The following is a 13,865-nucleotide window of genomic DNA, read 5'->3' as shown; positions in this document are numbered from 1 at the left end:
CCCTAGGGTGGCCTTGCCCCCTGCCCCATCTCGATCTTCCGGAGCCGCCATGAGCCTCTCCTTCCTGTTCGGCGCGATCATCGGATCCGGCCTGTTCATCCTGCTCGGTCGCGGCCCGGTGGAAAAGCTGCTGGCGGTGATCCAGGAGCGCGTCGGCAAGCGCTGAGAAGTTCCAAGCGACGCCGGCTTATATACGCCGCCGATACACGCGATCGTGTCGGAACGAAGTCTTGGGAAGCGCCTTTCTTCTGCATCAGACGCGCTGCGGCGCGCCAGGAAATGTTCAGGAGGCGCTCATGTCCATTCTCGCCTGGATCGTTCTGGGTCTCGTGGCCGGCTTCATCGCCAGCAAGCTCGTCAGCCGTAGCGGCGGCAGCCTGCTCGTCGACCTTGTGCTCGGCATCGTCGGCGCCCTGGTCGGCGGTTTCGTGTTCAACCAGTTCGGCGCCTCGGGCGTATCGGGCTTCAACCTCTACAGCCTGCTGGTGGCCACGGTCGGCGCGGTGATCGTGCTGGCCATCTATCATCTGCTGGCCGGCCGTCGCGCATTGTAGCGACGAGCTGATCCCGAACAGGAACGACGCCTTCGGCCCCAGGCCGGAGGCGTTTTCTTTTGTGGCGACTAGCGAAATGTCCACCGGTGTCATACTCCTGGCGAAAACAGGTCGGGAGGACTACGCATGGCTCACTACAGTCTTGTCGGGCGATTGGCCCTGGCCGCCACGGCCCTGACCGCCCTGATCGGCGCCGCGCCGTTGCGGCTAACCGTGGGGGCAGACAGCAAGGCCGATCACCACACTCTTCAGGCCGCCATCGACGCCCTGCCCGATACCGGCGGCGAGATCGCCATCGCGCCCGGGACCTATCGCGAGAAGCTCTCCGTGCCTCGCAACAGCGTTCGGCTTGTGGGCAAGGGCAAGCGGCCGCAGGACGTGGTGCTGGTCTATGGCGACGCCTCGGCCACGGTCGGCGGTACGCTGAAATCCTCCTCGGTGACGGTGTCGGGCGATGATTTCCTGGCCCGCAACCTGACCATCCAGAACGACTATCACCTCAACAACGACCAGCCTTCGCAGGCCGTGGCCCTGGCGCTGATGGGCGACCGGGCCCAGCTCTACAAGGTGCGCCTGCTGGGCGCGCAGGACACGCTCTACGCCGCCAGCCGCAAGGGCAAGCCGCCGAGCCGGCAGTATTTTCGCGACTGCTACATCGAGGGCCACGTCGACTTCATCTTCGGCGACAGCAAGGCCGTCTTCGACCGCTGCACCATCCACGGCATCGCCAACGCCACGGTGATGATCACCGCCCAGAGCAAGAACGCGCCCGATCAGGACAGCGGCTACGTCTTCGACCGCTGCACGATCACCGCAGACCCGAAGGTGGGCAAGCTGTGGCTGGGCCGCGCCTGGCGGCCCTACGCCACGGTGGTCTTCCTGCGCACCAGGATCGACGCCGACCTCCAGCCCAAGGGCTGGCGCGAATGGACGCCGGGCAAGACCGACACCTTCAAGACCGCCTACTACGCCGAGTACGCCTCGACCGGACGCGGGGCCGATCCGGCGGCCCGCGAGCCCAGCGCCCACGCCCTGGACGCAAAAACGGCGGAGCGCTGGGCGCCCCGCCGCTTTCTGTCGGGACCGGACGGGTGGAAGCCCGGCCGGTTCTAGAGCCGCCTATTCCGCCGCCGGAGCCGCAGCCAGTTCGTCCTGGACGAACAGCGCCGGCGCCGGCTTGCGGGCCGACCAGCCGAAGGCGGCGATCACTAGGTAGCAGACGGCCGGCAGCAGGAAGGCCAGCCCCAGGCCGAAATGGTCGCCCAGGAATCCGGTGGCGGGCGGAATGATCGCGCCGCCGACGATGGCCATGCACAGCAGGCCCGATGCCTGGGGCGTGCGGTGACCCATCCCCTCGATGCCGAGGGTGAAGATGGTCGGGAACATGATCGAGTTGAAGAAGCCGATGGCGATCAGGGCGTAGCCGGCCTGCGGCCCGACGCTGAAGGCCGAGACCAGGATCAGCACGATGGCGGCCAGCGAGGCGACGGTCAGCACCTTGCCGGGCGAGACCTTGGCCAGGATGAACGAGCCGAAGAAGCGGCCGATGGTGGCGCCGCCCCAGTACCAGGCGACCATGCTGCCGGCCTTGGCCAGGGTCAGGCCAAGCGTGCTCGGCTGGCTCAGATAGGTGGTCATGTAGGTGCCGATGGCCACCTCGGCGCCGACATAGACGAAGATGCACAGCACGGCGAAGGCCAGGCGCGGATACTTCAGCATGCCCAGCATCTCGCCGACGCCGACGGCCTTCTCGGCGCGCGGCGCGGCAGGGTTCTTGCGCAGCAGCCAGAACAGCACCGCCAGGGCCAGCAGCACGCCGGCGATAATCAGGTAGGGCGTCTGCACGGCCTGGGCCTGGGTGTGGCGCACGACCGCCAGTTGGGCTGCGGTCAGCGTGGCGGGATCCGGCGCCTTTTCGATGTGGCTGAGGATCAGGGCCGCGCCGACGAAGGGGGCCAGGAAGGTGCCGACCGAATTGAGGAACTGGGCGAAGGTCAGGCGGGCCGAGGCGGTCTCGCTCTTGCCCAGGATGGCGACCAGCGGGTTGGCGGCCACCTGCAGGATGGTGATGCCCGAAGCCAGCACGAACAGCGCCGCCAGGAAGCCCTCATAGACGCCGGCGTTGGCGGCCGGGGCGAACATCAGGCAGCCGATCATCATGACCAGCAGGCCGACGACGACGGTGCGCAGATAGCCGACCTTGGCCAGAAGGAAGCTGGCCGGCAGCGAAACGACGGCATAGCCGATGAAGAAGGCGAACTGGGTCAGGCCCGTTTCGAAGTTGCTCAGCGAGAACAGAGACTTGAGCGCCGGCGCCACGAGGTCGACCAGACAGGTCGAAAAGCCCCAGGCGAAGAAAAGAAGAATCACGAAGGGCAGCAGCGTCTGCCCTTTTCCACTCGCGCCGCCGTTTACCGGGGCCGCGCCGCCCATGCCTGCCATCTCTGTTTCTCTCCCCTGTCCGTCTTTCGCGGGACGGCGTAGTCACCCCGAACGTGACAACGTTGTCAACCTTGAAGCAGGTTCACTTCCCATTGAGACCGGTATCAGCGGGGCTCCGGAGCCTCTTCCTGTGGGGGGGATCGGTGGGGATGACTGTTGGACGCGGCGGCAGCTGAGAACGTCCGCCTTCCGGCTTTTCGGGCCACCTCCCCCTGAAGGGGGAGGATCTTGAGCGTTAAGCCGCGATACGGCTCGGGGCGACGACGCGGCCCAGGACCGAGGCGGCGGCGGAGAGGCCCGTGCGGATGGACTGATCGTCGGCGCTGTCGCCGTGGGCGCCGGCGCGGCCGGCCAGGTGCAGGCCGGCGAAGTGCAGGCGCAGGTCCAGGCCGATCATCTTCAGGTGCTCGTCGCAGGCCTCGTCGTGGATCGGATGGACCTTGCGCTGGCGCACGACCTGGGCGTCGCGGACCGAGCCGGCGGCGATCAGGCCAAGGCGGCGGGCCTCGGCCGAGGCCTGGGCGATCAGGGTCTCGTCGTCGGCCGTCCAGAGGGCGTCGCCCTCGAAGCAGTAGTAGTCCAGAGCCAGGGCCTCGCCCTCCAGCGCCCGGGCGCGGGCGGCCTTGATCGAGGCGCCGTGGATCTCGGCCAGGGCCGGCGCGCGGCGACGGCCCGGCGCGGCGGTGAAGGCGACCGTCACCTGGTCGCGGTACATCAACTCGCAGGCGTGGAAGAGGCTGATCGGCGTGGGGGTCAAGGCGCTCATCAGCTCGCGCAGGGGCATGGTCGAGATCACCTGGTCGGCGGTGAAGACCTCCTCGCCGCCATCGGACGCCTGGGTCGACACGGTCCACACACCGGTGGCCCAGTCGCGCCGCAGGCCGCTGACCTTGCGCTCCAGGCGGATTTCACCGCCGGCCTGAACGACCGCCTCGGCGCAGGCCTTCCATAACTGGCCCGTTCCCTGGCGAGGCCGCATCCCGGCCTCGGAGCGGAAGCTCGGGCAAGCCGGCCGGGCCGGGGTTTCCTCCGGGCGCAGGGCCCAGAGCTTTTCGGCATAGGCGCTGAGGCGACGGGCGACGCGACGACCAAACCGCCGGGTCAGCCATTCGCCCAGGGTCTTGGAATTGGCGATGGGGCGCAGCTTGGCGCTGATCATGGCGCCCAGGGCCGCGCCAGGCTGGCCGCGACGCGCGCGCCCCTCGCCTTCCAGGCGCATCACGCCGGGGGCGATCTCCAGTTCGTCGGGCAGCAGCGCCGTCCAGAAGGCGCGGATGGCCGGATCGGCCGACGACAGGCGACGTCCCGAAACGTCCAGGCGGAAACCTTCGAACGAAAGCGTGCGCGCCGCGCCGCCGACGTAAGCCTGGGCCTCGAGCACTGTCACGGTCCGACCTGCGCAGGCCAGCGCGTGGGCCGCCGACAGCCCGGCGGGCCCGGCCCCGATCACCAGCGTCTCGACGTGTTCGCCCATGTTCCCGCTCCCCGAATTCAAGCTTCGAGGATCGGCCGACAAGGTTAAGAACGTGGTTCAGAATCGGCGTTCCCAAGGCCAAAGCGCGGCCTTGGGACGCTATGTCGCGGGTCTTTGGCTCAGGCCAGCTGGTCGCCGACCGGCAGGCTGCGGATGCGCTTGCCCGTGGCCGCGAAGATGGCGTTGCACAGCGCCGCCGGCGCGGGCGGCAAAACCGGCTCGCCCAGGCCCGTCGGGCGATTGTCGCTGAGCAGGTAGTGCACCTCGATCGGCGGGGTCTCGCTCATCCGCAGCAGCGGGAAGTCGCCGAAATTGCTCTCCACCGCCGCGCCGTTCTCGAAGGTGATCTTCTGGCGCAGCGTGCTGCCGATGGCGTCGAGGATCGAGCCCTGCACCTGATGGTCGGCGCCGGTGGGATTGATGATCTGGCGGCCGACGTCGGCGGCCACCCATACCTTCTCGACCTTGACCTCGCCCTTGGCGACCGAGACCTCCATGACCACGGCGACATAGCCGAGATGGCTGAAGTGGCAGGCCACCCCCAGCCCCCTGCCCTTGGGCAGCTTGCGGCCCCAGCCGGACTTTTCGGCGACGAGGTCGAGCACGCCGCGCATTCGGCCGGTGTGAAAGCTGTCGTTCTGGCCTTCCGGCCCGATCAGGCGCGGCTCGCCCAGCAGCTTGCGGCGGAACTCCACGGGGTCGGTCTTGGCGGCCAGGGCCACCTCGTCGGTGAAGCTCTGGATCACGAAGCCGAAAGCGTTGTTGCCCGGAGCCCGCAGCGGTCCGGTCGGAATGCCCAGCGGCATCACCGAGACCTCGTGCTGGTAGTTGGCCACCGCGCCAGCCGGGAACTGGGTGGAGTTCATGCCGCCCGAGCGCACGAAGGTCTCGCCCTCGCCGAAGCTGACGAAGTGGTCGCGCCAGGCGACGAGTTGCCCTTCGGCGTCGAGGCCGGCGGTGAAGTTGTGCCAGCCGCCGGGACGGTAGAAGTCGTGCTGGATGTCGTCCTCGCGGGTCCAGATCAGCTGGACCGGGGCGTCGACCTTGCTGGCGATGAAGGCGGCCTCGACCATGTAGTCGTTGACCAGCCGCCGGCCAAAGCCGCCGCCGCAGCGGATCAGGTGGATGGTGACGTTCTCGGGCGGCACGTTCAGGGTCTTGGCGACCAGGGCGCGGCCGGGCTCGGGGTTCTGGGTCGGGGCCCAGATCTCGACCTTGCCGTCCTTGACCCGGGCCGTGCAGTTCTGCGGTTCCAGCGGCGCGTGGGCGATGAAGGGATAGTCGTAGGACGCGCTGACGACCTTGGCCGCGCCCTTCAGGGCGGCGGCGACGTCGCCGTCGGCGCGGGCCACGCGTTGGGGACCGGCCTTGGCGAATTCGGCGGCCTTGGCGGCCAGGGAGGCGGTGCTCTGGGCGCTGGTCGGGTGCTCGGCCCAGGCGACGTCAAGGGCGTTTCGGCCCCGGCGGGCGGCCCACCAGCTGTCGGCGACCACGGCGACGCCGGGCAGCAGGCCGTCCAGCGCCGTGCCGCCCTCGACCACGAAGGCGTCTCGCACGCCCTTCACGGCCTTGGCGGCGGCGAGGTCGGCGCTGGCGACCTTGGCGGCGAAGGTCGGGGCCTTGAGGAAGGTGGCGTAGACCATTCCCGGCAGGCGCACATCTATCCCGAACAGCGGCTTGCCGATGACGATGGCGTCGGTGTCGGTCTGGGCGTGGCTCTTGCCGATGATCCGGAAGGCCTTGGGGTCCTTCAGCGCCAGGGTCTTGGGATCGGGCGGGGCGACGCCGGCGGCGGCCTGGGCGAGGTCGCCATAGGGCAGCTTGCGGCCGCTGGCGGCGTGGACGACGCGGCCGGGCTCGGTGGTCAGTTCGGCGACCGGAACGTTCAGCTTCGCGGCGGCGGCCTGGATCAGCATCCAGCGGCCGGCGGCGCCGACTCGGCGCATGCCGTCCCACTCCAGCGTAGTGGCCATCGAACCGCCGGCGACCTGGCGGCCATAGACCTTGGTGTCGGCCAGAGCCTGCTCGACGATCACGTCTTCCCAGGCGACGTCGAGCTCCTCGGCGATAATCATCGGCAGGGCGGTGCGCATTCCCTGCCCGACTTCCGGGATCTTCGAGGCGATGGTCGCCTTGCCGTCCGGCGAGACCTTCAGATAGGCGCTGAGCGTGGCCGGACCGGCGGCGCGGGCTTCGCCCTCGAGGTCGAAGGCCAGCATCAGCCCGCCGCCGGCGGCGGTGGACGCGGCCAGGAACAGGCGGCGCGAGAGGACGGGGGCGTTCATGGCGCTCAAGCCTCCGCCTGGCCGGAGGCCGACTTGATGGCCTTGCGGATCCGCGGATAGGTCGCGCAGCGGCAGAGGTTGCCGTCCATCGCTTCGTCGATCTGCGCGTCGGTCGGCTTGGGCGTGGCGGCCAGCAGGGCCGTGGCCGACATGATCTGGCCGGCCTGGCAGTAGCCGCACTGGGGCACGTCGAGGCTTTTCCAGGCTTCCTGCACGCGGGCGCCGACCGGATTGGCGGCGATCCCCTCGATGGTGGTCACCGCCTTGGCCCCGACGCGCGAAATGGGCGTCACGCAGGCCCGCACCGGGACGCCGTCGAGATGCACCGTGCAGGCGCCGCATTGGGCGACGCCGCAGCCGTACTTGGTCCCGACGAGATCGAGCAGGTCGCGCAGCACCCACAGCAGGGGCGTGCTGGGCTCGGTGTCGACCGTATGGGGCGATCCGTTGACCGTCAGGGTGTAGGCCATTGCGCGCGACTCCGAAGGTGGAGCGTCATCTTGCCGCAACCTTCGCAACCTGCCGAGCGCCATGCGTCGCAGCCGTGGTCCGAGCAGCGATTTGTCACAAAAGTTTCACGCAGGGCTTGAACGCCCGCCGCTTCCGTGGTTCCGGTCCGCCCAATGCGCGGATGCTCCCGATACGGACGTCCGCGTTTTTCGTTCCGCCGCTTCGAACAGAGGATGAAGCGACATGCTGGGTTTGTTCCGGGCGATCATGCCCAAGGAAGACCGGTTCTTCGACCTTTTCTCCCAGCACGCCGCGACGCTGGTGGCCGGCTCCAAGGCGCTCAGCGACCTGATGAGCGGCGCCGACAGCATCGAGGCGGCCACCGCGCGGGTGAACCAGCACGAGGAAGAGGCCGACGAGGTCACCCGCCAGGTGATGCAGGCCGTCCGCCGCAGCTTCATCACGCCCTTCGATCGTAGCGACATCCAGGACCTGACGACGTCGCTGGACGACGCCATCGACCAGATGCGCAAGACCGCCAAGGTGGTCAGCCTGTTCGAGGTGACGACCTTCGAGCCGCAGATGAAGGCGATGGCCCAGATCATCGTCCAGGCCGCCGACCTGACGGCCGAGGCCGTGTCGCTGCTGCCCAAGATGCGCAACAACGCCCAGCGTCTTTCCGACCTGGCCGTGAAGATCACCCAGATCGAGGAACAGGCCGACCAGATGTACGACATCGGCCGCAAGGAGCTGTTCCTGGCCCATCGCGACAAGGACCCGATGGCCTTCATCGTGGGCATCGACATCTACAGCCACCTGGAAAAGGTCGTCGACCGCTTCGAGGATGTGGCCAACCGCATCAGCGGCATCGTGGTCGAGCAGGTCTAAAGGGCCCGCGCCGTGGATCCCACGCTCCTCATCCTGGTGTTCCTGGTGGTCGTCGCTCTGGCGTTCGACTTCCTGAACGGGCTGCACGACGCGGCCAACTCGATCGCCACCATCGTCTCCACCCGCGTGCTTTCGGCCAAGTGGGCGGTGATCTGGGCGGCCTTCTTCAACTTCATCGCCTTCCTGTTCTTCGGCCTGCACGTGGCCAAGATGGTCGGCTCGGGGATCGTCGATCCGCACATCATCAGCGACCGGCTGATCTTCGCGGCCCTGATGGGTGCTATCAGCTGGAACCTCTTGACCTGGTGGCTGGGCATTCCCTCCTCGAGCTCGCACGCCCTGATCGGCGGCCTGGTCGGCGCGGCCGTCGCCAAGGTCGGCGGCCTGGGCGCCATCCAGTGGGCAGGCCTTGGCAAGACCGCGGCCGGCATCGTCGTGTCGCCGACGGTCGGCTTCGTGCTGGCCCTTCTGCTGGTGCTGGTGGTCTCGTGGACGTTCCTTAAGAGCTCGCCGTTCTGGGCCGACAAGGTGTTTCGCAAGCTGCAGTTCGTCTCGGCCGCGATGTATAGCCTCGGCCACGGCGGCAACGACGCCCAGAAGACCATGGGCATCATCGCCGCCCTGCTGTTCGCTCACGGCGCCACCAACGAGCCGGGCCACATCCCGTTCTGGGTGGTGATCGCCTGCCAGACGGCCATGGGCTTGGGGACCTTGTTCGGCGGCTGGCGGATCGTCCACACCATGGGCAGCAAGATCACTCGCCTGACCCCGATGCAGGGCTTCTGCGCGGAAACCGGCGGTGCGATCACCTTGTTCCTGGCGACGCATATCGGCGTTCCGGTATCGACGACTCACACGATCACTGGCGCTATTGTCGGCGTCGGGGCTTCGCGTCGGGTCTCGGCCGTGCGTTGGGGCGTGGCCAAGAACATCGTCGTCGCCTGGGTGATCACCCTCCCGGCGGCGGCGCTGACCGCGGCGGTGTTCTACTATCTCGGGTTCTGGATGCAGTGACGGACGGGACGGTCAAGCAGACCGGCGGGACCAAGGGCGGCGGCAAGCGTCGCCAGGTCGCCGCCCTGCCCTGGCGCGGCGAAGGGGCCACGCTGGAGATTCTGCTTGTCTCGTCGCGCGAGACGCGCCGCTGGGTGATCCCCAAGGGCTGGCCGATGAAGGACCGGCTCGACCACCAGGCCGCGGCCCAGGAAGCCTATGAGGAGGCCGGCCTCGACGGCGTGATCGTCGAGAGCCCCTTCGGCGACTACGAGTACCTCAAGCGCCTGAAGAGCGGCGCGGGCCGCCTGGTCAAGGTCGACGTCTTCCCGATGAAGGTCACCGGCGAGCACGCAACCTGGCCCGAGAAGGGCCAGCGGACGCTCAAATGGATGACCCCGGTCGAGGCGGCGCTGGCCGTGCAGGAGCCGCAGCTGCGCGACCTGATCGCCCGCTTCGCCGGCGTCGGCCTGCCGGAAGAGGAACGGCCGGAACCCGCGCCCGCCCCGACTCCCGTGCGGGTCGCGCTGCAACGCCTGCGCCGCCGCGTGACGGTGCTTTGGGGCCGCGCCCGCCGCCGGGGCTGAGCCCCCTCGACAAGCGCTCCGCCGGAACGTAATGTTCTCATTATGTTCACGAGAGGCGAGCGCATGCAGCTGTCCCTTCGCCTGGCCCGATCGCCGCTGGAAGACGCGCGCGACGCCCTGCTCGCCGCCTTCGGCCCCCAGCGCCCGAAGGCGCGGATGGACCCGGTTTCGCAGCTGGTGAAGTCGTCGATCAGCCACCGCACGCTGGACGCCGTGTCTTGGGCCGCGTTCCTGCGATTGCAGGCGGAGTTCCGAACCTGGGAGGATCTGGCGGGCGCCGGCCCTGAACGGGTCCTGCCGCTGATCTCGACCGTCACCCACGCGCAGGACAAGGCCCGCCGCCTGCCCATCGCGCTGCGCATGATCCAGGACCGCATCGGCTGGCTGTCGCTCAGCCACCTGCGCACCCTCACCGTCGAGCAGGCCCGGCACGAGCTGCGCGCCCTGCCCGGCGTCGGCCAGAAGGTCGCCGCCAGCGTCCTGAACTTCAGCACCCTGGCCATGCGCGACCTGGTGGTCGACAGCCATGTGCACCGCACGGCCCAGCGGCTGGGCCTGGTGGGGCCCGGCGATCCGACCCACAGCTATCACGCCCTGATGGCCCAGGCGCCCGACGCCTGGATGGCGGACGACCTCTTCGAGCTGCACTGCCTGATGAAGCACGGCCTGGGACAGCTGGTCTGCACCCACGACGCGCCGCAATGCGGGGCGTGCCCGCTGAAGGCCCAGTGCCGCCGCGTCGGCGTGGAAGGCGCTACCGTGCTGGCCTGGCGACCGCGCGGCTGAGGCGATAAGCACGGCCCATGACCGAGCCCGCCATCGCCACGCCTGACACCGCCATGATGACCGCTCCGGCCGCCCTGGCGCGGTTCCTGGAAACGGCCGACGCGTCCGCGCTAGACGGAATATTCTCAGGCGGCGACGTGACGATCCTCGAGAACTTCGCGCCGCACGTGTTCCTGGGCCAGGAAGGCCTGGCGCAATGGCGGGCGATCATGACGGCGCATGTCGGCGCGATCGGCGAGCTGAAGCATGAATTCGGGACGCCGCAGGACTTCAGCCTGACGGGGCAGACCGTGCACTTCACCCTGCCAACCCGCTGGACCGGCGTGCGCGACGGCCGGCGCTTCACCGAACTGGGCGGCTGGACCTTCGTGCAGGTGCGCGAGGCCGACGATTGGCGGGTCCGCTCCTACGGCTGGGCCGTCGTCGAGTACGAGTGGCTGGGCTGACGTCTTCGGACCCCCAGTTGGCGCGATCTGCAAGCCGAATGGCGTCGGGCGCCAATGCGGGGCCTACTCTGAGCTCGTAATCCTCTCCGCGCTTTCACGGAAGGATCGACGATGTTGGAACGGCGCAAGAAGGTCGCACTGGTCACCGGGGCCTCCTCGGGCATGGGCAAGGCGTTCGCCGAGCGCCTGCTGAAGGACGGCTATCGCGTCTATGTCGCGGCCCGTAGCGTCGAGCGGATGGCCGACCTGGCGGCGCTGGGCGCCACGCCCATCGCCATGGACATCTCCAGGGAGGCCGACATTGTCGCCGCCGCCCGGAAGATCGCGAACGAGGTCGGGGGCGTCGACGTGCTGGTCAACAGCGCCGGCTTTGGCCTCTATGGAGCGGTCGAGGACATCGGCCTGGACGAGGCCCGCTACCAGTTCGAGGTCAATCTGTTCGGCGTCGCACGGCTGACCCAGCTGCTGCTGCCCCAGATGCGCAAGCGGCGCGAAGGCCGGATCGTCAACATCAGCTCGATGGGCGGCAAGGTCTACACGCCGCTGGGCGCCTGGTACCACGCCACCAAGCACGCCCTGGAGGGCTGGTCGGACTGCCTGCGGCTGGAACTGGCGCCGTTCGGGATCCAGGTGGTGGTCATCGAGCCTGGCCTGATCGAAACCGGTTTCGGCGATGTGGTCGCCGAGGGGATCGAGCGCCGGTCTGGCGGCGGCGATTACGCGACGATGACCCAGGCTGTCGTGCGCTCGACGCGCGGCGCCTATGGCCAGGGTCGCGGCACGCCGCCCAGCGCGGTGGCCGCGGTGCTGTCGGCTGCGCTGAAGGCGCGCAGGCCCCGGACGCGCTATGTGGTGGGCAAGTACGCCAAGCCGATGATGGCCATGCGGCGCTGGCTGGGCGACCGGGCCTTCGACCGGATTATCATGAGCCAGATGGGCTGAAGGACAGCATCATGAGCCAGGTCCGCGCCGACAGGTGCCACGTACCGCCGGCCTTCTGGCGCGCGATCGAAGCCGTCGGCCTGCCGCCGGCGGCGGTCCTGCGCCAGGCCCGGCTGCCGGCGACGCTGCACATCAACGCCGAGGCCCTGGTTTCGACAAAGGACTTCTTCGCGCTGTGGGCGTCGGTGGGCGCGCTCAGCCCCTGGCCGGACATCGGCATCCGCCTGGTCCAGGCGACCGAGACCGGCGCCAATCCGCCGTCGATGCTGACGGCCTTCTATGCCCGGGACTATCGCGACGGCCTGCATCGGGTGGCGCGTTTCAAGCGGCTCTGCACGCCCGAAACGCTGAACCTGGCGGAGAGCGCCGGCGAGTGCGTGATCACCAACGCATGGCTGTTCGCGACCGATCCCGCGCCCGCCGTCTTCGTCGACGTGGCCTTCGCCGCCCTGCTGGAACTGGGGCGGCGCGGGACCGGGCGGATGATCGTTCCGCTTCGGCTGGAACTGGCCAGGACCCGGCCTGAAAGCGACTATCACGCCGGCTACTTCGGCTGCCCGGTGATCTACGGCGCCGCCCAGGACGCCCTGGTCATGGCTTCCGACGATCTGGACCGGCCGTTTCCCGCTCACAATCCAGAAATGCTGGCGATCCTGACCCCGGCCCTGGCCGCCTCCCTGGCCGAGCTCGAGGTCCGCAGTTCGATCCGCGATCAGGTCAAGGCGACGATCAAGCGGCGCATGGCCTCCGGCCGTCCGGAAATCCCCGACATCGCCCGCGAACTGGGCCTCAGCGAGCGCACCCTGCAGCGGCGCATCACCGAGGAAGGCGCGAGTTTTCGGCAGCTGCTGACCGAGGCGCGACGCGAGTTCGGCCGACATCTGCTGAGCGACCCGGCCACCGAGATCGAGGAGGTCGCCTATCTCCTTGGCTACCAGGACATCGCCTCGTTCTACCGCGCGTTCCGCGACTGGGAGGGTGTCAGCCCCGGACGCTGGCGGGAGCAGAACACCCAGGCACCCGGCCAGACGGCGCATTGAGGCGGAGCCCTACCCCGTCAGCTGCGTGAAGGTCCTGGTCCCGATCGGATAACGTCGCCAGTCGCCGTAGTCGAAGTGCCACCACTCCTCGGGATAGACCTCGAAACCCTGGGCGATCATGGCCTCGCGCAGCATGCCCCGCCGAGCGCGCTGCCTGGCCGCGCCGCCGGCGAAGTCGGCATAGGAACGGGTCGACATTTCGTCGTAGCGGCTGGGCATGTCGACGACCGCGCCGGTCGCAAGATCGTGCAGCGTCAGGTCCACGGCGCAACCCCGGTTGTGGCGCGAGCCCTTGGCCGGATCGGCGACGAAGACGCGGCTGGCCGGCGGGGTGGCCTCCCAGAACATCCAGGTGACGAACCAGGGGCGATAGGCGTCGTGGATCGTCAGGCCATAACCCTGGGCGGCCAGCGCCTTGGCGGCGCGGCCCAGGGCCAGCGCGGCCGGACGCTGCAGCCAGGCGGCGGGGCGCTCGTAGAGCTTCAGGCCCATGAAGTTGTCCCGGCCGGCATAGCGGATGTCGAGCCGGATCGTCGAATCGATCGCGGCTAGGTCGACCACGTCCGACGGCAGGAAATCGCCCGTCTCGATCGGCGGCGTCGCGGCCAGGGCGCGCTCGCGCAGGGCCTTGGGATCGGCGCGGACGGCGCGACGGATGCCGGCCTGGACCTCGGCCCCGAAGTCGCGGCGCGGCAGAAAGGCGCCGTCAAGCCGGACGCCCCGCGCCGTGACCAGAAGCTCGCCGCCGTCCTCGACGGCGTAGCGGTCAGCCGCGAGCGGAGAGAGCCGGCGAACTGGCCCGCCATGGGCGAAGACGGCCAGGCCGCCGTCATCGGCCTCGAAGACCGTGACCGGAGCTTCGGGCGCGCCGTACTGGGCGACCAACGACAGGTCGGCCGCCGCCGCCAGGGCGGTGCCGGGGGCGAGGCTCGAGGCCAGCATGCCGGCGGCGACGGTTCGACGGGTCTCCCGCATCGT

At 69.0% G+C, this 13,865-nt stretch carries 14 protein-coding genes; 9 read left to right on the top strand and 5 right to left on the bottom strand.

The window, feature by feature from the left end; translation table 11 throughout:
• Window positions 1-296 precede the first annotated feature (296 nt).
• Window positions 297-554, top strand: a complete 258-nt coding sequence (locus ACODR1_RS16430) for a GlsB/YeaQ/YmgE family stress response membrane protein (protein ID WP_101713103.1) — start codon at window positions 297-299, stop codon at window positions 552-554.
• A gap of 126 nt (window positions 555-680) precedes the next feature.
• The gene (locus ACODR1_RS16425; protein WP_488881404.1) at window positions 681-1,667 is read left to right on the top strand and encodes a pectinesterase family protein; all 987 of its coding nucleotides are present in this window, start codon (window positions 681-683) and stop codon (window positions 1,665-1,667) included.
• Window positions 1,668-1,673: 6 nt separating this feature from the next.
• Here the strand turns inward: ACODR1_RS16425 and ACODR1_RS16420 are convergent, their stop codons facing one another.
• From ACODR1_RS16420 to ACODR1_RS16405, 4 genes are all read right to left on the bottom strand, one after another.
• On the bottom strand, window positions 1,674-2,924 hold the full coding sequence (locus ACODR1_RS16420; RefSeq protein WP_488881403.1) for a sugar MFS transporter: 1,251 nt from the start codon (window positions 2,922-2,924) through the stop codon (window positions 1,674-1,676).
• A gap of 307 nt (window positions 2,925-3,231) precedes the next feature.
• Window positions 3,232-4,470, bottom strand: a complete 1,239-nt coding sequence (locus ACODR1_RS16415; RefSeq protein WP_488881402.1) for an FAD-dependent oxidoreductase — start codon at window positions 4,468-4,470, stop codon at window positions 3,232-3,234.
• Between the two features lie 119 nt (window positions 4,471-4,589).
• Window positions 4,590-6,755: a xanthine dehydrogenase family protein molybdopterin-binding subunit gene (locus tag ACODR1_RS16410; RefSeq protein WP_488881401.1), complete on the bottom strand. Its 2,166-nt coding sequence runs from the start codon at window positions 6,753-6,755 to the stop codon at window positions 4,590-4,592.
• A 5-nt stretch (window positions 6,756-6,760) separates the two neighbouring features.
• On the bottom strand, window positions 6,761-7,225 hold the full coding sequence (locus ACODR1_RS16405) for a (2Fe-2S)-binding protein (protein WP_488881400.1): 465 nt from the start codon (window positions 7,223-7,225) through the stop codon (window positions 6,761-6,763).
• A gap of 223 nt (window positions 7,226-7,448) precedes the next feature.
• Between ACODR1_RS16405 and ACODR1_RS16400 the strand changes: the two genes are divergently transcribed.
• The 7 genes from ACODR1_RS16400 (at window position 7,449) to ACODR1_RS16370 (ending at window position 12,887) form a co-directional block, all read left to right on the top strand.
• On the top strand, window positions 7,449-8,093 hold the full coding sequence (locus ACODR1_RS16400) for a DUF47 domain-containing protein (RefSeq protein ID WP_101717328.1): 645 nt from the start codon (window positions 7,449-7,451) through the stop codon (window positions 8,091-8,093).
• Between the two features lie 12 nt (window positions 8,094-8,105).
• Window positions 8,106-9,107, top strand: a complete 1,002-nt coding sequence (locus ACODR1_RS16395; protein ID WP_101717329.1) for an inorganic phosphate transporter — start codon at window positions 8,106-8,108, stop codon at window positions 9,105-9,107.
• A complete protein-coding gene (locus ACODR1_RS16390; RefSeq protein ID WP_488881399.1) occupies window positions 9,104-9,673 on the top strand; it encodes an NUDIX hydrolase in 570 nt (189 codons plus the stop codon). The genes ACODR1_RS16395 and ACODR1_RS16390 overlap by 4 nt, the downstream gene beginning before the upstream one ends.
• Before the next feature lie 63 nt (window positions 9,674-9,736).
• Window positions 9,737-10,459 carry an endonuclease III domain-containing protein gene (locus ACODR1_RS16385; RefSeq protein WP_488881398.1) on the top strand — a complete coding sequence of 241 codons (723 nt, stop codon included), beginning with the start codon at window positions 9,737-9,739 and terminating at the stop codon, window positions 10,457-10,459.
• 17 nt (window positions 10,460-10,476) lie between these two features.
• The gene (locus ACODR1_RS16380) at window positions 10,477-10,905 is read left to right on the top strand and encodes a hypothetical protein (RefSeq protein WP_488881397.1); all 429 of its coding nucleotides are present in this window, start codon (window positions 10,477-10,479) and stop codon (window positions 10,903-10,905) included.
• A 111-nt stretch (window positions 10,906-11,016) separates the two neighbouring features.
• A complete protein-coding gene (locus tag ACODR1_RS16375; protein WP_488881396.1) occupies window positions 11,017-11,847 on the top strand; it encodes an oxidoreductase in 831 nt (276 codons plus the stop codon).
• An 11-nt stretch (window positions 11,848-11,858) separates the two neighbouring features.
• Window positions 11,859-12,887 carry a helix-turn-helix domain-containing protein gene (locus tag ACODR1_RS16370; RefSeq protein WP_488881395.1) on the top strand — a complete coding sequence of 343 codons (1,029 nt, stop codon included), beginning with the start codon at window positions 11,859-11,861 and terminating at the stop codon, window positions 12,885-12,887.
• Between the two features lie 9 nt (window positions 12,888-12,896).
• Here ACODR1_RS16370 and ACODR1_RS16365 read toward each other — a convergent pair whose 3' ends face one another.
• Window positions 12,897-13,862 carry a M15 family metallopeptidase gene (locus ACODR1_RS16365; RefSeq protein ID WP_488881394.1) on the bottom strand — a complete coding sequence of 322 codons (966 nt, stop codon included), beginning with the start codon at window positions 13,860-13,862 and terminating at the stop codon, window positions 12,897-12,899.
• Between the last annotated feature and the right edge of the window lie 3 nt (window positions 13,863-13,865).

It is taken from the genome of Caulobacter sp. FG7, assembly GCF_057808875.1.
Note: the sequence above shows the minus strand (reverse complement) of the source record. Positions and strands in the feature narration are given on the sequence as shown.